Raw genomic sequence first — 20,707 nt, 5'->3', positions numbered from 1 at the left:
GCTCCAATTGAGCCGCTGATGAATTTTGCAACCGACTTGTAAGTCATTGTTTTACAAAGGCCGACAATCGGGAGATTTGCAAAAGAAGTCCTTTGAAATCAATGGCGAAAGCTGTCCCCTACGGGCTGCCATTTTCCTCCCAGCTTCGCATGACAGATCAGCTGAAAATCGTCGGCGACGCTTTGGTCAAGAGCGGTGACTTCGAGGGCTTCATAACTTGAAATGCGTCGGGACCACCAAAAACATCGCGGCGCAAGCCGTCCATCCCCCTAGAACTCGGCCACCATGCCGGACGCGAGAAGATGCTACACATGGCGGGTAATTGGCATCGGACCGTGTGCCGCGGTCGCGTGGACTTCCGATCGTAGTATAAGGTAGCGAACTGCTCAGGTTGCCGACCTCTCCGCCCATCCAGCAAAGATGCGCTCGAGCGCGACGACGACGTAGTAGAGCAGGATGCCGAGCACTGCGAGTGCGATAAGAACCGCGAACATCAATGGATAGTCAGAGTTTGTTTTCCCACTGTCGAACAAGGCACCAAGACCCCGGCCGTGGGGAGAAACGATCTCCATCAGATTTGTCCCGATAAAAGCAAGTGTCACGGCAACCTTGAGCGCCCCAAAGAACTCGGGAAGCGTCTTCGGCAAGGCAATCTTCCAGAAAATCGTCGCCTTGGAGGCTCCAAGCGCCCGTAAGATGTCGCGGTACTCGGGCTCCAGGGTGGACAGACCGATAGAAATCGACACCGCGATCGGGAAGAAGGAGATCATGAAGGCGATGAGCACAGTATTGAAGTCATGTGCACCGACGAAGATCAGCGCCACAATGGGTACGACAGTCGCCTTTGGGATCGCATTGAAGCCCACCAGAAGCGGATAAAGCGCGTCGCGCATGGTTCGCGAAAACCCCATGACCATCCCAATGGCGGTCCCGACAATGACGGCAAGGATCAGGCCCAGGATCGTGCGCCAAAGCGTCTGCCAGCCCATAGTCAGGAAAAGCTCCCAATAGCGGGTGTAGGCGGGCAACAGATCCGAAGGTGATGCCATCTTGTAGTTTGGCCAGTCGTTTAGCCAAACCAGCGCCTCCCATAAGAGGAGGAAAACCAAGATCGCGATCAGCGGGACGGTCACCTTGCGAAGCGTCATGGAACGGTTTCTGAGACAGCGGGCTGGACGACAGTGGAACCACCTGAGGGAGATGCATGGTTCGCCAAAGCGCGTCCCTGAGCGATCTCAATCTGGTGACGAAGCACTCCCAACTGCTCCGCCGCCTCAGATGTATATAGGTGATCAAGGTCACGGGGTCGGTTCGGATCAAGGTCCATGACATACTGAGTACGGGCGGGACGGCCTGATAGAACGACAACCTGATCGGCGAGATAGATTGCCTCACGCAAGTCGTGCGTTATGAGGACGCCGGTAAATGGTTCCTTAGCCTTGATCCGATGCATGATTTGCCAAAGGTCTTCCCGGGTGAACGCGTCGAGTGCCCCAAATGGCTCATCAAGGATCAGCACTTCGGGCTGGTGGATCAAAGCGCGACAGAGCGAAGCACGTTGGCGCATACCGCCCGAGAGTTCCGATGGACGCTTGTCTTCGAACCCGTCGAGACCAACGAGAGCAAGCAGATCACGAGCGCGCGCCTCTTGATCTGTCCTCGATAGCTTTGTCGGAACGATCTCGAGAGGGAGGAGAACGTTCTTCAGAATCGACCGCCACTCGAGCAACACCGGATTCTGGAACGCCATCCCAACGGTCGGCTTGGGAGAGGTGACCTGCTCACCGTGAAGCCAGACCTCACCCTCATCCGGACGGATAAGACCAGAGATGAGACGAGTAAGGGTAGACTTCCCGCAACCTGATGGACCCACGACAGCAACAAAGCCGCCTTGAGAAACAGAGATATCGAGACGCTCCAAAACCGGTAGTTTGCCGGTCGCAGTATCGTAAGCGTAGCGGACGCCCTTTATATCGATGAGTGGGGTCATCAGGGGCGGCATACCCGAAAAGCTATACTGCCCGACGGCGCCGATTGCTGCCCGGTGAAACTGCCGGGCAGCTGGATCAAAGGCTGGATACTCACTGGTTCAGCGGAAAGCCACTGTCAGGCAGATACGCATCCGTGAAGTAAAGGTCGGCATCAGGTTCCGCCTGAAAGTCATAGGTGGTTGCTATCTGTTCGATTGCGTTGGCAAGGCGCGCCTCGTCGATATCTCCCATACCGTTCTCAAGTGCGTACTCTGTCACGACATTAGCATCGATAGCGAGTTGCAGGCGGCGCTGTTCCAGCTCTGCATCCGCAGCAGGATTGCGCTCGACAAGGCTTTCGATGGCGGTCGCCGGGTCGGCAATCGCATCGACCCAGCCATTTGCGACTGCAGCCAGGAAACCTTCGATAATCTCCGGATTTTCGGAAGCATAGTCGGTGTTTACGATTATCGCGTTGCCATAAAGTTCGACCCCGTGGTCGGCCATAAGGATGGTCGCGATGTCATCCTCGGGGATACCGAGGCGCACGAGATTTAGAAAAGACGAGAAGGAAAAACCGGTAATGGCCGCAACTTCACCTTCGGCGAGCATCGGCTCACGCGTCGGGAAGCCGACCGGTTCCACCGTGATCTCATCTATGTTGAGCCCATTCTCCGCAGCGAAGATTGGAAACTGCGCCCAGGCGCCATCCGGTGGCGGCGCCCCAAGAACCTTCCCCACAAGGTCTGCGGGCTCTTCGACGCCAAGGGACTTGCGGCCGATGACCGCGAAAGGTGGTTTGTCGTAGATCATCATGACTGCGGTTACCGGTGCGCCGGGATTCTGATCCAGAAACTTGATCAGACTGTTGATGTCGGCAAACCCAACCGGAAACGCACCCGTCGCGACTTTGGGAATTGCATCGAGGGAGCCCGCGCCCGCCGCAATCTCGACCTCAAGCCCTGCTTCGGCAAAATGCCCGTTGTCGATCGCAACGAAATAGGGCGCAGCTGGCCCCTCGAATTTCCAGTCAAGAGCGAAGGGAACTTCAGTTTGAGCGGTCGCCATCGTAGCGAGCGCGATGAAACCGGCAGAGAATACAGAGCGCGAAAACACAGTTAGTCCTCCTTTATCGGGCACCTTTCGCGCGAACTGCTCACGTCTTGCCGTCCGCGTCACGGCCACGAGAGGCAATCCTATCTTGCACCAGTTGAAACGCCAGTTTTTTGAGCAAACGGCGCGCGTTTGTGCCTCATAAGATGCACCGCGTGGCACTTCGCCAGAACGATCCGCAAGTTGATGACCCGATAAGCCAGAGCAGCTCAGGTCTTAAGCCACACCTTACTGGCGAAGGATGAAGTCTGGGTTGCGGCTATGGGCGATGACGTATTGCCCATTGGGGAGATCATTTTGGTCCAACTTGGTGCGGATTGCAGGCTCACTCAGACCGTAACCTTCCCAGCGGCGGCGAAGCCGTGTCGCAAGCGTCGGAGGTGCGACCTCAATAAGGATGCGAAGATCAAATAGCGAGGCCAGGTCGCTCCAAGGTGGCTCCCCAGAAAGCAAATAGTTGCCTTCAATCAATAGAATCTCAACTTCGCGCGGGATGATCCGCGCGGCAGCGCGGGCGATCTCAATGTCACGATCAAAGACGGGCACTGCGACCCCCCATTCGTCGTTGGTCTTCAGGCGGGACAGCATATGCGCGAGACCTGAAACATCGAAGGTGTCGGGAGAGCCTTTCCGCGACTTGCGGTCCAATAGTTCCAGTACCCGGTCATCGTAGTGGTAGCCGTCCATACCCAAAACTGCGGCGCGACCAGGCTCACGTTCATTCAACCAGCTTTCAAGTGTCTCGGCGAGAGTGGATTTTCCTGAACCCGGTGGACCGGCAATCGCGACAAGGGATCTTGCACCGGAGCGCAACGCGGCAAGCCGGGCCTTCAAACTCTCCTCATCTATACGCGTCGCCATACCCAACCAAGCCCATCATGCGGAAAGATCAATACTGCCTAACTTCATAACACGGCTAAGGAACACACCAAACATTTCGGAGCACCTATACAGCCAGGACTTCCAAGATCAGCGACATCAAGTCATCCAACGACCGCAGAGCCTCTGCCTCTTCGCGCAACAAATCAAGTACCGACAGAGCTACGTTGGGAATGAAGATCTCAACCGTCGAGGTAAACTAGAGAACGGAACTCCGAGGAGGCAACATCTCGGATCAAGTCAGCAAAAAGATCGAACGCCTCCTGACGTCCCGACGATTTTCTCCAGACAAAACCAACGGATCGGCAAAATGTGTTGCGTCGGAAGGTGAGTGTGTGGACTTCGGGGTCAGGATCCCTGATTTCAGAGGCGATGTACAACGCTGGCAGAAGTGTGACCCCCATATTCATTGCCGTCATTTGGCGTAGTGCGTCGAGGCTTGTCCCCTCATAATCGAGCCGAAGGACGGCACCGACATCGTCGCATAGACGTGCGATCTGCGTGTGGAGAGCAAAGGCCGAACCAAGGGTAAGCACCTCCTGGCCGGCGAGGTCTTCATCCGTTGCTTTCTTACGACTTGCTAACGCGTGATCGCGAGCGACCGCTAATTGAAAAGGCTCCCGGAAGAGACGGCGCGTCACGACATCTGCAGATCGTACGGGAAGCTGGGTGAGAATCAGATCGTACGTCCCATTCAGTAGGTCGATCTGGAGATCCCGCGGTGCCGCATCCCTAATGAAAAGCCTCAGGTCGGGATGCTGAGCATGTAGACGACGCACCAGATGGGGAAGGATGTAAGGACCAAGCGTCGGGGAGGACCCGAGTCGGATCGTCCCCAGTTGTCCGCCTTTGAGGCCCTTGCATGCATCCACGATCCCCGTGACCCCATCGAGAACCCGCCGGGTACGGTCCAGCACGTCGCGGCCTGCCGGGGTCAGCGTAACCTTGGTTCGCCCACGCTCGACGAGGCGTACGCCGAGCAAGGCTTCCATGTTGCTAATTTGCTGGCTCAACGATGGTTGGCTGATTCCGATACGTTCGGCCGCCTTACGATAGTGGCCGGTATCCGCAAGGACTGAGAAGTAAAGCAGATGCTTCATGCTGGGCAGCTCGTTCATAGCACCTCTCGATAGGAAATTCCTATTGAAGTATCGCAAGTGATAGACTTTCAATGATCTCTTCCCGGCGCCAACTCAAGATGACGGAAGGCCTTCCTGACGCAATCAGGTTCACGGGGCTATCCGAACCGGTCCGAACACGGGAGGAACCCAGAATGCCCACCGTCCAACGCATCTCGCGTCGCGGATCGCTCGCAGCTCGAATCGCAGCGCTTAGCGATCGCCACGACCGTCTCGACCAAGCTATTGCCGAGGAGAGTCGGCGGCCACTTCCCGATCTTTATAAACTCCGAAGCTTCAAGCGCGCGAAACTGAGATTGAAGGACGAAATCACATCGCACCAAGGCATCCTTAAGACACTTTCGCGCAGCACGCTTCGCGCAAACTGATCTGTTCTCAAACAGAGCCAGCGAGGCATCGCCGGCTCCGCAACTATCGGCGAATGGCCAGAAGTACCGAGTCCAACGACCTATGAAGCGTTTCAAGAACATCCTTGTAGTCTGTGATGAAGGCATCGCAGTAGACTCAGCACTGCACCGGGCAATCAACGTCGCAAAGCGTAACGAAGCCTCAGTGACCTTGATAGACGTCCTCGAGGCGGAACCCGGAACTCTTCGTCGTCTGTTTACAGCGCTCCCGGGGGTGGCTGGCGACAAGATCGAGGATCAAATCCTCGACGTTCACCGCGAGCGGCTTGAGGGCCTTGCACAGGCCTTCAAAGATGAAGGCATTCCCATTCAGACAGCTGTCGAGCAGGGAACAGGCTTTGTCGAAGTTATCAAGCGGGTTCTCTCGAACGGCCATGACCTAGTCCTAAAGGGTATCGCTGAGAACGGAACGACTGGTCCTTTTCTCAGCCTAGACATGCACCTTATGCGCAAATGCCCTTGTCCCGTTTGGGTCATCAAATCGGGGCAAAGCGTTGAGACAAAGCACATCTTGGCAGCGGTTGATCCCGATCCGGACGACGCCACTCGTGATAAACTGAACCACACGATCATGGAACTCGCGACATCGCTGGCCGAACGCGATGGCGCAAAACTGACAGTCCTTAACGTCTGGAGAGTTCAAGAAGAAACTGTTCTTTCACACAGTCGGCTGAATATCTCGCGAGAGGATGCTCAACTTATCATCGAGACGGAGCGACGTCAAAGCGGGCAGCGTCTTGATCTTTTAATGGCAGACTTCGCCGACAAGATAGGAAACGTAGACGTCCTTCATGTCAAAGGCATAGCCGAAGACGTGGTCCCTCAACTCGTGTCCGCGGAAGGTATCGACACCATCACCATGGGAACGGTTGGACGAACCGGCATACCCGGCGTATTTATAGGCAACACGGCTGAAACGATCCTGAATCGTGTCCGATGCTCGGTTTTGACCGTCAAGCCGCCGAATTTCATCTCACCAGTTGCGGCCGAGCCGATTAGAGCTAAGACACTCTCTTAATGAACATCGCGACTACGACCAGACCGCCGCAACCTACTGTGGCTCAACCACTAGTGCGGCCAGGCCAGGTCGTGTCAGCCGAGGCAGAGCGATATGGCATCTTCTAACTCGGATGCACGCGGGAACGGTGTGGCCGGCATCATTCCCATCCTGATCGCTGGTGCGCTCTTCGTCTGGTTCTTCTCGCTGCTGCCAGAAATCGCTGGCGGCCAAACCCTTCGAATCACCTATGAATGGGTTCCATCGCTCGGGATAAGCCTTTCTTTCTTGATAGATGGGCTCAGCTTGACCTTTGCGCTGCTGATCTCCGGGATCGGCACGCTGGTTCTGCTTTATTCGAACAGTTATCTCGCCGGAGACCCTCAATACGGCCGCTTTGCCTTTTTCCTGACCGCGTTCATGCTCGCCATGCTTGGGCTTGTCCTGGCCGATAACCTGATTGCTCTCTTCGTTTTTTGGGAGCTAACCACAATCACATCCTACCTGCTGATCGGCTACGGGCATGAGACAGAGAAGGGCCGCCGCTCCGCACTCCAGGCGCTGTTCGTTACAGGTGCGGGGGCGCTTGCCCTCCTGGCAGGCCTGATCCTACTGGGTATCACCGCCGGCACCTTCGAGATCTCTGAAATCCTCGCGCAGGCTGAGACGATCCGCGCCCATGAACTCTATTTGCCAATCCTGATCCTCCTTCTCGCCGGGGCCTTCACAAAATCGGCGCAAGTGCCATTTCACTTCTGGCTGCCCAACGCTATGGCCGCACCAACACCGGTGAGTGCCTTCCTCCATTCCGCAACGATGGTGAAGGCCGGCATTTATCTCCTGGCCCGCTTTCACCCCGCGTTTTCTGGAACGGATGTCTGGCTTTGGACGCTTACAATCTTTGGAGCGGTTACAGCAGTCTTCGCCAGCATCCTCGCACTGCGCCAGACCGATCTGAAACAAGCGCTCGCCTACACGACGCTTATGGCACTCGGCACGCTCACGCTCTTTCTGGGACAGCAATCTGGCTATGCGATCACTGCATTCGTGACGTTTCTCATCGTTCACTCTTTCTATAAGGCTGCACTGTTTCTTGTTGTCGGATGCATCGACCATGAAACAGGCACACGCGAGGCCGATGTCCTCGGCGGGCTCGGTCGCGCAATGCCGTTCACGGCAATTGCTGCTGCGATCGCCGCACTCTCGATGGCGGGATTTCCGCCCTTTCTTGGTTTCATCGGGAAGGAGCTGAAGTATGCGGGGGCCCTGGCGGTCGCCTCTGAACCTGTTTTGGTTGCAGGCGCTGTTCTCCTGGCCAATGCCCTAATGTTTGCCGTGGCAGGGATTGTCGCGTTCAAACCGTTCTGGCGACCTGCTGGAGGAGATTTGCCCAAGAAACCCCACGAAGCACCCTGGCCAATGCTGGCTGGACCGATAGTCCTCGCAGCTCTCGGAGCAGTGCTCGGGATCTATCCGGAGCTCATTCAAGATAGTCTCGTCAATCCAACAGTCGCAACGTTCTTGGGCTCACCGGATCAGGCTGAAGAACTCAAGCTTTGGGCTGGAGTGAACATGCCACTGTTCCTCAGCATAGCGACCTTTGTTATCGGCCTTGTGCTCTATGCTTGGCACCGACCGCTGCGAACCCGCCTTGCCCGGATCGACGCTGCGACGCTGACCCTCGATGAGAAATGGGACGGTTTCCTGGACGGGTTTCGTGCATTCGCAGGCTGGCAAACCCGCATCATACAATCGGGCCGATTGCGGACCTATATGCTGACAACCTTCGCAACGATCTTCATCGCGCTTGGAGGCACGATCTGGGTCAGGGATGTCTGGCAGATGAGTTTGGACTTCTCCGGTGTCCTTTGGTGGCACTGGTCTCTCGCAGCACTTCTGATCGCTGGCTCGCTGCTTGCCGCAGTTACTCGATCGCGAATTGCCGCAGTCGCTGCGCTCGGTGTTGTGGGCATCGGTATCGCCTTGATCTTTATTGTCTACAGCGCGCCAGATGTTGCGATCACTCAGCTCATGGTCGAGGTTCTTGTTGTCGTTCTTGTTGCTGTCGCGATGCTGCGACTTCCGTTCCTCGACCGTCGCGGAGAAAGCGATCATCGTCCACTTGATGCCCTTCTGTCGATCGGGGTGGGCGCAGTCGTCACAGTCATCCTTCTTGGCGTGTTGCAAGGACCGCTTGACCTTCGACTGACTGAGTATTTCGAAAGCGCGAGTTGGACCGAAGCCTTCGGCCGGAACATCGTGAACGTCATCCTCGTGGACTTCCGAGCGCTCGACACGTTCGGCGAAATCGCCGTTGTTGTGATCGCAGCTCTCTCTGCATACGCGCTTCTGCGCACGACTGACCGGAGTATTTCACGATGAACTCCATCATCCTGCGGGCAGGGACACGTTACCTCGTCGCGCTGCTTCTGCTTTTCTCGATCTACATGCTTCTGCGGGGGCACAACGAACCCGGCGGCGGGTTTATTGGCGGCTTGATTGGCGCTACTGGCTTCGTTCTATATACACTCGGATGCGGCACGTCCGAAGCGCGCGCAGCCCTCCGTGTCCTGCCTCAGACTATTGCTATGTGCGGTCTCGGCATCGCGCTGCTCGCGGGTCTTACCGCAGGCCTCTTCGGAGATGCGCTCTTCACCGGTCAGTGGCTTTTCCTCGGCGACAGGGAAAGCGGCGATTACATCCCGATTTCGACGATTCTCGTTTTCGATATCGGCGTCTATCTGGTCGTCTTCGGCTCGATCCTCTCTCTCGTCTTCGCGATGGAAGAGGAAATCTGAATATGGAAACCATTCTTGCCTTCACGATCGGCATTGTTGTCGCGTGCTCAGTCTACCTGATGCTCGCGCGGAACGTGCTGCGCTTCATCTTCGGGCTCGTCCTGATCTCAAACGCGGCCAACTTGACGATCTTCACTGCCGGGCGACTGACTGAAGGCACCCCTCCCCTTATCGCTTATGGTTCTGATCTTCCGGCCGAAGGGGCCGCCAACGCTCTACCACAAGCTTTGGTTCTGACAGCGATCGTCATCGGCTTTGGGCTTTTTGCCTTCGCCCTGGTCCTTGTTTTCCGCGCCTATAGTTCGCTTGGAACGCTCAACAGCGATGAGATGCGCGTTGCTGAACCGCGCGAGGATCACCTGGCGTGAGTTGGCTTCTGACGATCCCTCTCGCAATCCCGTTCCTGTCGGCAGTTTTTGCTTTCATTGCGCGCCGGAGCCGGTGGGGCGGCTGGATAAGTGTTGCCGGATCAGTAGCCCTTCTTGTCGCTTCGGCTTTCCTGATGGCGGCAACCATTCGTCATGGTGTTGTCGCCGGGCAGATGGGCGGTTGGCCGGCGCCCTTCGGGATCACGCTTGTCGCAGATCTGCTCAGCGCCATGATGGTGGTGATCACGGCGATTACCGCGTTAGCTGTTTCTGTTTACGCGCTCGCAGATATCAACGAAGCAAAAGAACGACTTGGCTATCATGCACTCTTTAACGTGCTGATCGCAGGCGTTACGGGCGCCTTTCTGACGGGAGATCTCTTTAACCTCTACGTCTGGTTCGAGGTTATGCTAATATCTTCGTTTGGACTTCTCGTCTTGGGCGGACGAGCAGAGCAGATTGATGGCGGCATCAAATACGTCACCCTCAATCTCGTCTCGACTATCTTTTTTCTGAGTGGGGTCGGTCTGCTATATGGGATGACCGGCACGCTCAACTTGGCCGACCTTTCCCAAGCGGTCGACACTGTGGAGAACCAAGGACTTCTGACGACCGTCGCCGTTATGTTCATGATCGCGTTCGGGATCAAGGCGGCAGTATTTCCTCTCTTCTTCTGGCTGCCCGCATCCTATCATACGCCTGCGTTCGCAGTATCAGCAGTCTTCGCAGGCTTGCTCACCAAGGTGGGCGTCTATGCGCTGATCCGGATGTTCACGCTCGTCTTCGATCACGACGTTGATTTTACTCATACGATTTTGCTCTGGATTGCAGGATTCACAATGCTCACCGGCGTCCTCGGAGCAGCCGCGCAAAGCGATTTCCGAAAGATCCTGTCATTCCATATCGTCAGCCAGATCGGATACATGATCCTAGGTCTGGCATTGCTTACGCCATTGGCTATCGTTGGCGCTGTCTTCTACTTGGTCCACCACATCATCGTGAAAGCGAACCTCTTTCTGGTTTCGGGCGTCGCTGAACGCCTGACCGGATCGACCGAAGTCTACCGGATCGGCGGGATATACAAATCAGCGCCACTTTTGGCCGTTCTTTTCTTTATTCCAGCCTTCTCACTTGCGGGGTTTCCACCGCTCTCCGGCTTCTGGGCGAAGTACATCCTCGTTAAAGCGGCGCTTGACGTCCAAGGCTGGATCATAGCGGGTGTCGCGCTGCTTGTCGGTCTTCTAACGATCTACTCCATGACGAAGATATGGGCAGAGGTCTTCTGGAAAGCTCACCCGGATGGGATCGAGCCGACGCTCGGCCGTCTGCAAAGATCGGCTCAAATCTCTTTGCTTCTGCCCATCGGTGCGCTTGCAACCCTGACGATGATCATTGGCTTCTTTCCGCAGCCTTTCGTAGCCTTGGCTGAAGCCGCGTCCGAACAGCTTCTCGATCCCACTGCCTACGTCACCGCCGTGTTGGGAGTGCCTGAATGAACAAGTTTGTCACCAACCTGCTTCTCGCTGGATGCTGGGCCGCGCTCAGCGGCAGCTTCTCGGTCTTTTCTCTACTCGTCGGATTCGTTCTGGGCTTCTTGATCCTTTGGCTCCTACAGCCTCTGATCGGAGGAGCGCCCGGATACTTTCTTCGGACCTACCATTGGATCCGCTTGATCGTGATGTTCCACTACGAACTGATCGTCTCGAGCCTGTCGGTGGTCTGGGACATCGTCACTCCACGTCACCGCGCGAAACCGGATGTCATCGAGGTTCCCCTCGACGTCACTACGGATGCAGGCATCTTGCTTGTGACCAATCTGATCTCGCTCACACCTGGAACGCTGAGCCTCGATGTCGCGCCCGATCGCAAAACTCTGCTCGTCCATGCCATGTTCGCGGAGGATCCTGACAAGATCCGAAACGACCTGAAGAATGGTATGGAGCGCTGGGTCAAGGAGGCTGTGGAAACATGATGTCTGGCCCGGAATTTCTCGCCTTCTGCATCAACGCCAGCTTCGCGATGATCATCCTTGCTATTGGCATTGCCTTCATCCGCCTGGCACGCGGTCCGTCCCTACCAGACCGGGTCGTCGCACTTGATATGATGACAGTGTCGATCCTGGCATTTTGTGGCCTCTTCGCGCTTCAATCAGAAGCACGCGCCTTCCTCGATGTTGCACTCGCGCTCGCGTTGGTAGGATTTCTCGCCACAGTCGCCCTCGCCCGTTTTGCCGAGCGGCGCCAGAATCGCGCAAACCAACGGGAAAACTCGTGATGGAGTATGTGATCGGAGTTCTTCTGCTTCTTGGCGGCCTTCTTGCGGTCATTGCAGCCATCGGCGTTCTCCGCCTTCCTGACATCCTTATCCGCATGCACGCCTCAACCAAGGTTGGTACGCTAAGCACCGGCCTGATCATGCTTGGTGTTGCGCTCTATTTCTACGAGACCTCGATCACCGTACGGGTCATCGCAATCATTGTCTTCTTGCTTCTGACGGCACCGATCGGCAGCCACATGATCGGTCGTGCAGCAATCCGAACAGGCGTACCGCTCTGGGGATGTGCTATGTTGAAAGACGGAAGCCAGTCGCAGATCGACTGGTCGAAAACCGGATAGAGGCGCGGTTCGGATGCGCGTGTTCTTCAGCGAACAGCACCGCTTACACTTTCCTCAAGGTGAATTGTCGGGCGGCGAACTGATTACGCCCTATGAACGTCCAAGCCGTGTCGAATACATCCTGCGGCGCCTCACAGAGAGGGGCTTCAGCGATGTCGAGGAGCCTCTTCCAATCGACCCAGTTGCGCTCCACGCCCTCTGCGACGCTGGATACCTCAGATTTCTCGAAACGGCATGGGATGCCTGGATCGCAGCAGGGCATCGCGGGGAAGTCATAGCCAGTTCTTACCCGGCGCGGCGGATGCAAACCAATCGCCCCCCGCGCGACATAGAAGGCTTGGCAGGCTACTACGCACTTGCCTCTGAAACGGCGATCACTCAGGGCACCTGGGAGGCTGCGCTTTCATCTGCGGCTTGTGCTCAATCTGCTGCAAATCATGTGGCTGACGGTGCCGGATCTGCCTTCGCCCTTTGCCGCCCGCCCGGACACCATGCAACTGCAGACATGTTTGGCGGCTATTGCTTCTTGAACAACGCAGCGCTCGCGGCGGAGCGGTTACGCGAAGGCGGGGCAGCCAGAATTGCCATCCTCGACATCGACTTCCACCACGGTAACGGGACACAGGACATCTTCTACGGCCGCGGCGATGTCTTCTTCGGATCGATCCACGGCGCACCCGAAGATGCCTTTCCGTATTACTCCGGCTTCGCCGATGAAATTGGCCAGGGTGCCGGCGAGGGCGCCACGCTCAATATCCCGCTGCCCCCAAGAACAGGCTACCCGGTCTGGTCAGAGGCCCTCGAAACTTTGCTCGGGGGAATACACCGGTTCAGTGCCGACGCATTGATCGTATCTCTCGGGGTCGACGCCTTCGAAGAGGATCCGATCAGCTTCTTCAAACTCAAGTCGGACGACTTCAAAGATGCCGGACGAAGGATCGGCAAATGCAAGCTACCGACAGTGTTTTGCCTCGAAGGCGGCTACGCGATCGAGGCGATCGGTATCAACACTGTCAATGTGCTGGAGGGGTTTCTGGAGACCTCACAGATGGCGAGAACCTAGGGCCTTCCTCTCTGCCCCACCAGATCACGGGTGCTAAAAGAAAAAGGTAAAGCCTGTGTGAACCCCATAATTCCAGAGATCGGTTTCGCCAACTCTGCTTTCGATCGAGCCACTTCCATCAGACACATAGCTGGCCGATCCGCCGCCGCTGCTTCCGCTGCCACTTGATCCATGCCGCTCGACAGTCGGATATCCCGATGTATAGCTCCCGAACACTCCAACTGTGAGAACGCCTCCTCGGTCGAGTTGGTAGGAGAAATCAAGCGATGTAAGCGCCTCCACAGACACCCCGCTGGCATCGTCCTTCGTTGCTGGCATACGCGTATCTGACAGGTCCGGGATTGATACGCGTGTACGACTGACAAGATCGCTGTGGTTGTGTTTCACAGCAGCTTCCAAGCCGATCTGCATCGACCAGCGATCAGCAATTTGCCGTTCGAAAGCGGCGGCCGCAACAATGCCAATGCTCTTTGTGTCAAGTTCATCCTGATCCGTAATACTGATCGTAGGCAAAGGGCGAACCGCACCAGGCGCCTCAGCGATATCGAAACGGAGCGATTGATGACTGTCGCTCTGCGTACGCCCGAAAACCGGTCCGAAACGTGGTGTGACCGTCCAGCCGTTTTCTCGTTCCAGAGTTCGACCGAACAGCATTCGCAGTTCGCCAGTATCGACGGATACCTCACGGTAAGCTAGAGCCTCGGAATCAGATAGATCATCACCTGCACCGATCAGAGCGTATCCCTCTGCCCCAACTAGCAATGCCAACGCTCCGGCGGACTCCGCCGCTCCATCTGTTGTTATCGTAACGAGCGCGCTGCCATTCTCCGATGGACTAAAGGCTAAATCGGTGATTGACCCATCGGGGCCTGACGTGCCTGAGCCAAATGCCGAGGGGCCATCTTCGATATCATAAGACCATGTAGCCGATGCACCTGACGTGCTAATATCAAGGCTTCCTGCAGGTACGGTCCCACTCGCCAGTGAAAATCCGCCATCGTTCAGTCTGACGCGCGTTGTGTCGTCTCCCTCCAAGGATGCAAAAGATCCACCGAACTCGACAAAAAGACCGCCGGTATCAGGCAAAGGGACACGCGTGTGTTCAAACGAGAGAGATGGACCACTTAGGGTGATCTCCTCGTCTTCACTTCCACCTGGATCAATGGGAAAGGCGAATGGGGCCTCGTACCAGTAGGCTTCAAATCCAGCCCCAGCCGTGACACCACCGCTCTCAAGATCGGCCAACCAGTCGAACGCCCCGAGTACATTGTCTTGGGCATACGCAGGATGTACCGCCATAGCCGCAAGAAATGCGAGACTCTGACCCGTTCCTTTCCACATAAGATGACCATAGGCGGTGCAAGCGCGAACGATAAGACTCAAGTTCAAGAACAGTTTATTCATCGTCGTTCACGCTGGCATTGAAAGCGCGAGATGAGACAGGAGCGTCACCAGCTGAGTTTGCCGCTTCGTTCCGGTCTTGCGCATGATCGAAACAAGCTGATTGCGGAGCGTCTGCTTGGACACCTCGCGTCGTTGCGCGAACTCGCCCAACGTCGCGCCGGACAGCAGCGATCCGGCAAGCTCTGCTTCCTTTGCGGTTAGGCCAAACGCTTCCCAGAGCACGTCTTGCGACAGTTCCGGATGCTCCGACCCGTCCTGAGCAATTACCAAGAAGAGCGTATCGCTCTTGATCCGCGAGAAGCAGCCTGTGGTCATATGTGTCGGGCTGATCTCCGTCACTGAAAGGAACAGACGCCTTTGACGCTGTGTTTCTCTCAGAGGGACAAGTGACGTCCGACGGTTGGACCCGCGGCCCATCCGTTCCAGCGTACCCCTAAGCAGCGCCTCCGCCTCCGGTTCGACGATATGAAGCGTGTTGTCACTTCCAAGAAACGCTGGGTTCATATCACGCAGTAAGGTCTCAGCACGCGGGTTCATACGATGAACCTGGCAATGCTCATCGATCACGAATGCTGGGAAGAAGAACATATCGAGCAGACTGGAAATCTCGTCGCCAAGTGCGGAAGCATGCCGCTGAAGTTCGGCAATCCGCAGCGCTCGCTCCATATGCGGTACAAGCTCCTCCAGCATCCGGCGCGCTTGGCCACGAAACTTGTCCTCGGAAGCTTTGGAAAACCGAACCTCAAGTATAAGTTGGCGTGTCGCCTGGCGGCTCAAGACAAGGCCGACGCCACAGTCGCAACCACCCTGATTCTTTAACCAAGCCTCGTATTTATCTTCTTCTCCATCTTCCGGTGAGAACTCATCCGGATAGTAGATGTGCCCGACCTTCCTTGACCAATGTTGCTCGGACCATGCATCATGCTGAGCCAGATCGACGGCATATGATCTCAACGCATCGGCGCCCAAACCCCTATGAAAAAGGAAGTTTCCCGCCGGATGAACGCTATCATGCCCATGCAGAAGCACAACGCATGATGGCATCTTCAAAGAGATGACATCGACGATGGCCTCGAAAAGATTGCCACGAATAGAGGCCTCGTAAATCAGACCCAATTCACCCGGCTCAGAGACGGAAACACCACTCGAGAAAGCCAATTTCATTACCCACACCCATAAAAAACAACAAAAAATTAGTACCAGGAAAAATGGCACCCCACCCTAGGCAGGTACAATATCAGGATAGATCACTTGGACAGCAGACGCTGCCCAAAAATGTCCCCATTGACCCCACCTGAGTAACAATATGCCCCAAAGCGCGATGATTCGCCAGTTATGGAAACCATACCGTCTCTTGAATGAAACACACGGAGCGGAGAACCCGGCGCGCGGCCGTCTGAGATGGGCAGAGAACGTGATGTTGTGAGAGGCGACAGACCATCACCTAAACTGTCTAAATCTCGGAACGGCAGATCTCGATACCGCCGCTCTCGACGATCAGCTGTGCGGTATAGCGGTCGGCCCGGCCGGCATTCAACGCCACAAAGCCGACAGGCGTCGGATCACCTGAAGTTACCCTGAAAAGACCCCGCTGCGAGACGCTCGAACGCCCGCTAGGGCCTTCCTTGATTACGAAAAGACTATAGCTTGCGTCGACTTGGTGGTCTGCCCAGACAAAGCCGCGCAGCTCAATGCCGTTCCTAACGGCCTTTCGTTCGATCTCACATTTTATGTCCGTCATGGCAGTAGCCTGCCCACCAAAAAGAATTGCCACGAGAGCCAGCCACCCAAATTGCAGGGGTCGCCGCCTGTCTGTCTTGTCGAAGATGCTCTTAAGCATTTCGTTGCCCTTTACCTTGCAACTCGCGCTCACCGAGCGGCGCTTAGTCAAATTCGATGTCCACCGTCGCAGACACCATCCCGTTCCCAGCGCTGCGTGAAATCTGAACAGACCCCGTGACATCCGACGTAACCTGGGTCGTTGACGAGACGGAGAAGTCACCCAGTTGCTGCGTCACCTCGTCGTGACCCGTCCCGAACTGATTGATGACCGAGATGTTCATGCGCCCGGATTGCTCTTGCCGAGCCGTATTGTTTGCGCCGATCTGGTTGGTCATTGAGAAGCTGCGTCCGCCTTGGCTCGTAAAGGCTGAGTTTGCATGACCATATTGATGGGTGACTGAAACATTCTGTGCATAGCCCGTCATGGGGCAGAAGGCACAGACTACCGCAACAAATACAAAGCGCATGATCCTCTCCTCACCGGGACTACGGCCTACAGCGTAAGAACCGGTCCCGTGAAATCTTTCTAATTCAATGAAAAGATCCGCAGGTGAACTTCCCTTCGTCCGAGCCGATAGTTTGAGGACGTCGAAAGAGCTGATCTTTTCGGAAGCGCGGGGCGAGCAGATACTAAGAACTGCCGCCCCAGCGCAAGAAACCGAAGATTAGTCGGTCTGCACCGTGACGGAGACATTACCAACGCCGGCCTGCTGGGTGTCGGAGACATGCCCATTTACGCCCGCCTGCGTGGTCGACGCGCTGTTGAGAGCGCCAAGCTGGTCGGTGAGCGACGTGTTGCCAGCGCCGATCTGAACAGTCGAAGCGCCGTTGCCCAGACCGTCCTGGATCGTGATGCTGCCGTTGGCGACACCGAGCTGCCCAGTGAAAGCGCTGTTGAAGTCGCCAGCCTGGAACGTGCCCTGCGCGTTGCCCGCGCCGATCTGATCGACCACAGACAGATTGCCGGCAAAGGCAGCCGAAGCAGACATGATAGCGATGGCGGAAACGATGAACTTTTTCATTTGAAACAACCCTTGGTTAAGTTTGCGTGACCAGTTCCTTTCCCTGGTGAGTAGAAGCTAAGAAATCGCCTCCTCGGAGTTAATCGCTCAGACGTCGCCTAATCGAGCGCATGCATCGCAGCGATGGCGGAAAATGCGCCTTCTCAAACGTAGATTATAATCCGGCTGGGTATTCTCAACGAACCTGGAAGTAGGGCTTCGGCTAAGAATGGCAGTATTATTGAGATCGTTGTTAGATCTTCTCAAGGAATCAAACGAGTTTACTTGAATTCAGTACATAGCTCCGATCAGTTGAAGTAACCGCCCCTTCAACTGGTACACATCCAATAACTGCATAGTATTGACATACTAATTCACGGATAGCTGTCGGCCCCGAAGCTATCTCGCTCGCTGCCCACTCCAACGGACGACGCTTTCAATGCTATCTTGTGGAGAAGGCTCTGGCCGCGATTGGAACCTAAACGCGCGAGACAAGATGAGTGCTTTGGCACAAAGCCAACACCGCTAGACTAAGACTTGCCAAAGGAATGGTGCGGTCGAGAAGACTCGAACTTCCACGGGAGTTACCCCACAGCGACCTCAACGCTGCGCGTCTACCAATTCCGCCACGACCGCACGTGATCAGGTAGTCGCGGCTCTTTAGACGAAGCCTTCGTGGTTGTGAAGAGGGTCTTTGGGGACAATTGAACATGACAGTCACCCCTTTGACATCTTCATCCACTGTGACCAAATCGACGCCATGGTGGAGTGGATCATCTCTGACGGACTGGCGGATTATGCGGATGCGGTCGATGTGATGGAAAAGCGCGCGGCAGGCATTCGCGATGGTCGAATGTCGGAAGCGGTTTGGCTTGTCGAACATCCACCGCTCTACACAGCAGGCACGTCGGCCGACCCGCGTGATTTGAAGGCACCCCTCTTTCCCGTGCATCAGACGCATCGGGGGGGGCAGTACACCTATCACGGCCCAGGACAGCGCGTCGTTTACGTCATGCTCGATGTTGCCGCGCGTGGACGCGATGTGCGGCAGTTCGTTCAGACCCTTGAAGGATGGGTGATCGCGGCGCTCGCCGAATTCAACGTCACTGGCCTGACCCGGCCCGGTCGGGTCGGCGTGTGGATCGAGCGGCCTGACAAGCCCCGCTTACCGGATGGCATGATAAGGGACGACAAGATTGCCGCGCTTGGTATCCGTCTGAGGAAATGGGTCAGCTTCCATGGCCTCTCGATCAATGTGGATCCGGATCTCGCACACTATGACGGTATCGTGCCCTGCGGGATCGACGGGCACGGCGTCACGAGCCTCGTCGATCTTGGGCTACCGGTGACGATGGCGGATCTCGACGTCGCGCTCCAGAAAACTTTTGATCAGGTCTTCAACGCTGCCCCACAACGATCGGTATCGGCCGGCTGACCTTGCAGAGGGCGCAGATCCGGACGGCTTCGGTGATCCCCATGAGCGCGAGGTCCTGGAAGCTGGGCAGTTCGTAGGAATCGGCGGCCACCAGATCGACCTCGTAGCCGAGATCCGCGAAGGAGGCGACGGAGAGTCGGCTTAATGGACGTGCCTGCCCTGACAGGAACCCCGTCAGCAACTCATCACCGAATATCAGCTCCCGCCAGTGACCCTCGCGTGTTCCTGCACCACCGGTATTGGCGATCGGCACCGGCTCCGCTCCTGTCGGGATCAGGGCAGTGTACTCCGCCGTCGCAAGCGGTCCGGTGAAACGAGGGTCCATGGTGCCGGATCCTTCGATCAATCCCTGCCGAGCCCAGAGCGTGCCGAACCCAAGCACATGGGCCATCTCGTGCAGGATCACATCCTCGAAGCTTCCTTCGGCCTCAAGCCGGGCGATATCGGCATCGTCGAACTGCATGATCCCTTTTACCGGAAGCTCGGAGCCTGGCATCAGGTGAGTCGGGCCCGCCTGGCCAAGTGTACCTTCGGGACCATCAATAGGCTCAATCGCGGCGTCAATCAGAAGACCCTCCAGTGTCTCGCCATCGACCTCAATCGGGGAGAATCCGGTCTCCAAGACGCCATCCCAACGCTCGGCGGCTCTTTGAAAGACCTCTCGCCTGCCAGGAGAGGTGCCGGGGCTAAAACGGACAGTGATCATGTCGTTATCTCCGTACGAATGAGATTGATATAGGAAGCCGAGAAACAAGCAAAACTCGCATCGGCGATGGCTCGCTCGCCTTAGGCGGGTTTGAGACGGGGATTATACAGATAGGAGGCCGTCAAACGTTGGAGTCTCTTCTAATCCGCCCATACGTCCTGCGCCGCGCCCCGGGCTCCGGCGGCGATCCACGCATGTTCTGACCCGACAACGAAAGCGGTGAGGCCGTGCTTGCGCCACGCAGCCGCGGCGCCGGCCGACGGGACCCAGGTCATAAACCCCTTGTTTTGCTCTCGGCAAACCGTTCTGACCGTTCCAAACGCAGCGTCGAGATCGGGGTTGTCGAGAGTCTCGTGCCCATAGGCGACGGACAGATCGGCAGGCCCGATGAAGAGAGCGTCGACCCCATCCGTCGCAGCGATGGCGCTGGCCGCGTCGACCCCGGCTGGTTCTTCGATCTGGGCGATGACAGCCGTTTCTTCTGTCTGTTTGAGGACTTCGCTCATCGATCGGGTTGCGAAACCTGCCCAACGCGTCGAGCCGGCAAAGCCACGCCCCCCTGCCCCGAAACGGGCGGCCTTCGCTATAGCCTGCGCCTTTGCGGCACTATCCACATGCGGAACGACGATGCCGGTCGCGCCTGCATCGAGCGTCGTGAGGATGCGGGATGGGCTGCTTTCCGGAATACGGACGAGGGTCGGCATGTCGAGGGCGCAGGACACAGCGAGACAAGCGTCGAGGCGGGCGCGGTCGAACGGGGCGTGTTCTGCGTCGAGGCAGAGGAAGTCGAGCCCGGTGCGGGCCAGGACCTCGACGATTTCATGAGCCGGGGTTTTAACGAAAGTGCCGGTCAGGCGGTCGCCCTGGCGGAGCTTTTGCCGGAAGCCGGATATTCTGTCGCCCATGGCGCCCTCCCTTTTCTGCGCAGTCTCGAGGCTGGTGCCGCGGGACGCAACCAAATCGCGCCGCGTTCCGCGGCAGATCTTTCTTCGACGCAGGCGGCGGGCGGACGGGACTTTCCGGCCTGTCC

At 56.7% G+C, this 20,707-nt stretch carries 23 protein-coding genes and 1 tRNA gene; 11 read left to right on the top strand and 13 right to left on the bottom strand.

Annotation, left to right across the window (positions count from 1 at the left end):
- Positions 1–386 precede the first annotated feature (386 nt).
- From AADZ90_RS19885 to AADZ90_RS19865, 5 genes are all read right to left on the bottom strand, one after another.
- Positions 387–1,148, bottom strand: coding sequence for an ABC transporter permease (locus tag AADZ90_RS19885; protein ID WP_367311051.1), 762 nt, complete (start codon positions 1,146–1,148; stop codon positions 387–389).
- Positions 1,145–1,990: an ABC transporter ATP-binding protein gene (locus AADZ90_RS19880; RefSeq protein ID WP_367311050.1), complete on the bottom strand. Its 846-nt coding sequence runs from the start codon at positions 1,988–1,990 to the stop codon at positions 1,145–1,147. The genes AADZ90_RS19885 and AADZ90_RS19880 overlap by 4 nt, the downstream gene beginning before the upstream one ends.
- Before the next feature lie 91 nt (positions 1,991–2,081).
- Positions 2,082–3,086, bottom strand: coding sequence for an ABC transporter substrate-binding protein (locus tag AADZ90_RS19875; protein WP_411997113.1), 1,005 nt, complete (start codon positions 3,084–3,086; stop codon positions 2,082–2,084).
- A 225-nt stretch (positions 3,087–3,311) separates the two neighbouring features.
- A complete protein-coding gene (locus tag AADZ90_RS19870; protein ID WP_367311049.1) occupies positions 3,312–3,944 on the bottom strand; it encodes a nucleoside/nucleotide kinase family protein in 633 nt (210 codons plus the stop codon).
- 200 nt (positions 3,945–4,144) lie between these two features.
- A complete protein-coding gene (locus AADZ90_RS19865) occupies positions 4,145–5,080 on the bottom strand; it encodes a hydrogen peroxide-inducible genes activator (RefSeq protein WP_367311048.1) in 936 nt (311 codons plus the stop codon).
- A 53-nt stretch (positions 5,081–5,133) separates the two neighbouring features.
- Here AADZ90_RS19865 and AADZ90_RS19860 point away from each other — a divergent pair, with 53 nt between their 5' ends.
- From AADZ90_RS19860 to AADZ90_RS19815, 10 genes are all read left to right on the top strand, one after another.
- The gene (locus AADZ90_RS19860; RefSeq protein ID WP_367311047.1) at positions 5,134–5,469 is read left to right on the top strand and encodes a YdcH family protein; all 336 of its coding nucleotides are present in this window, start codon (positions 5,134–5,136) and stop codon (positions 5,467–5,469) included.
- Between the two features lie 82 nt (positions 5,470–5,551).
- Positions 5,552–6,526, top strand: a complete 975-nt coding sequence (locus tag AADZ90_RS19855) for a universal stress protein (RefSeq protein ID WP_367311046.1) — start codon at positions 5,552–5,554, stop codon at positions 6,524–6,526.
- A 93-nt stretch (positions 6,527–6,619) separates the two neighbouring features.
- Positions 6,620–8,887 carry a putative monovalent cation/H+ antiporter subunit A gene (locus AADZ90_RS19850; RefSeq protein WP_411997112.1) on the top strand — a complete coding sequence of 756 codons (2,268 nt, stop codon included), beginning with the start codon at positions 6,620–6,622 and terminating at the stop codon, positions 8,885–8,887.
- Entirely contained in the window at positions 8,884–9,303 is a 420-nt protein-coding gene (locus tag AADZ90_RS19845) for a Na+/H+ antiporter subunit B (RefSeq protein ID WP_367311044.1), read from the top strand. The genes AADZ90_RS19850 and AADZ90_RS19845 overlap by 4 nt, the downstream gene beginning before the upstream one ends.
- A 2-nt stretch (positions 9,304–9,305) precedes the next feature.
- Entirely contained in the window at positions 9,306–9,671 is a 366-nt protein-coding gene (locus tag AADZ90_RS19840) for a Na+/H+ antiporter subunit C (RefSeq protein ID WP_367311043.1), read from the top strand.
- Entirely contained in the window at positions 9,668–11,167 is a 1,500-nt protein-coding gene (locus AADZ90_RS19835) for a Na+/H+ antiporter subunit D (RefSeq protein WP_367311042.1), read from the top strand. The genes AADZ90_RS19840 and AADZ90_RS19835 overlap by 4 nt, the downstream gene beginning before the upstream one ends.
- Entirely contained in the window at positions 11,164–11,643 is a 480-nt protein-coding gene (locus AADZ90_RS19830; RefSeq protein ID WP_367311041.1) for a Na+/H+ antiporter subunit E, read from the top strand. Before AADZ90_RS19835 ends, AADZ90_RS19830 begins: the two co-directional genes overlap by 4 nt.
- Positions 11,640–11,945: an MrpF/PhaF family protein gene (locus AADZ90_RS19825; RefSeq protein WP_367311040.1), complete on the top strand. Its 306-nt coding sequence runs from the start codon at positions 11,640–11,642 to the stop codon at positions 11,943–11,945. The genes AADZ90_RS19830 and AADZ90_RS19825 overlap by 4 nt, the downstream gene beginning before the upstream one ends.
- Positions 11,945–12,286, top strand: coding sequence for a monovalent cation/H(+) antiporter subunit G (gene mnhG / locus AADZ90_RS19820; RefSeq protein ID WP_367311039.1), 342 nt, complete (start codon positions 11,945–11,947; stop codon positions 12,284–12,286). Before AADZ90_RS19825 ends, mnhG begins: the two co-directional genes overlap by 1 nt.
- 13 nt (positions 12,287–12,299) lie before the next feature.
- Positions 12,300–13,349 (top strand): histone deacetylase family protein, encoded by a 1,050-nt coding sequence (locus tag AADZ90_RS19815; protein WP_367311038.1) that lies wholly within the window; start codon positions 12,300–12,302, stop codon positions 13,347–13,349.
- A 33-nt stretch (positions 13,350–13,382) separates the two neighbouring features.
- Here AADZ90_RS19815 and AADZ90_RS19810 read toward each other — a convergent pair whose 3' ends face one another.
- The 6 genes from AADZ90_RS19810 to AADZ90_RS19785 all read right to left on the bottom strand — a co-directional run bounded on the left by AADZ90_RS19810 (position 13,383) and on the right by AADZ90_RS19785 (position 18,172).
- A complete protein-coding gene (locus AADZ90_RS19810) occupies positions 13,383–14,753 on the bottom strand; it encodes a hypothetical protein (RefSeq protein WP_367311037.1) in 1,371 nt (456 codons plus the stop codon).
- A gap of 6 nt (positions 14,754–14,759) precedes the next feature.
- On the bottom strand, positions 14,760–15,917 hold the full coding sequence (locus tag AADZ90_RS19805) for a helix-turn-helix transcriptional regulator (RefSeq protein WP_367311036.1): 1,158 nt from the start codon (positions 15,915–15,917) through the stop codon (positions 14,760–14,762).
- Positions 15,918–16,206: 289 nt separating this feature from the next.
- Positions 16,207–16,593: a curli-like amyloid fiber formation chaperone CsgH gene (gene csgH / locus AADZ90_RS19800; protein WP_367311035.1), complete on the bottom strand. Its 387-nt coding sequence runs from the start codon at positions 16,591–16,593 to the stop codon at positions 16,207–16,209.
- Positions 16,594–16,636: 43 nt separating this feature from the next.
- On the bottom strand, positions 16,637–17,002 hold the full coding sequence (locus AADZ90_RS19795) for a hypothetical protein (protein ID WP_367311034.1): 366 nt from the start codon (positions 17,000–17,002) through the stop codon (positions 16,637–16,639).
- Positions 17,003–17,200: 198 nt separating this feature from the next.
- On the bottom strand, positions 17,201–17,557 hold the full coding sequence (locus AADZ90_RS19790) for a hypothetical protein (protein ID WP_367311033.1): 357 nt from the start codon (positions 17,555–17,557) through the stop codon (positions 17,201–17,203).
- Between the two features lie 528 nt (positions 17,558–18,085).
- Positions 18,086–18,172: transfer RNA gene (locus AADZ90_RS19785), tRNA-Leu, on the bottom strand.
- Positions 18,173–18,296: 124 nt separating this feature from the next.
- On the opposite strand from AADZ90_RS19785, the gene lipB reads away from it, so the two are divergent.
- On the top strand, positions 18,297–18,971 hold the full coding sequence (gene lipB, locus AADZ90_RS19780) for a lipoyl(octanoyl) transferase LipB (protein WP_367311032.1): 675 nt from the start codon (positions 18,297–18,299) through the stop codon (positions 18,969–18,971).
- Here the strand turns inward: lipB and AADZ90_RS19775 are convergent.
- On the bottom strand, positions 18,934–19,677 hold the full coding sequence (locus AADZ90_RS19775; protein ID WP_367311031.1) for a leishmanolysin-related zinc metalloendopeptidase: 744 nt from the start codon (positions 19,675–19,677) through the stop codon (positions 18,934–18,936). The genes lipB and AADZ90_RS19775 overlap by 38 nt on opposite strands.
- Positions 19,678–19,817: 140 nt before the next feature.
- On the bottom strand, positions 19,818–20,582 hold the full coding sequence (locus AADZ90_RS19770) for an HpcH/HpaI aldolase family protein (protein WP_367311030.1): 765 nt from the start codon (positions 20,580–20,582) through the stop codon (positions 19,818–19,820).
- Positions 20,583–20,707 lie beyond the last annotated feature (125 nt).

Source organism: Aestuariibius violaceus, assembly GCF_040779325.2.
Taxonomy (GTDB): domain Bacteria; phylum Pseudomonadota; class Alphaproteobacteria; order Rhodobacterales; family Rhodobacteraceae; genus Aestuariibius; species Aestuariibius violaceus.
The sequence above is the reverse complement of the archived record's forward strand: the minus strand, read 5'-3'. Positions and strand labels throughout refer to the sequence as shown.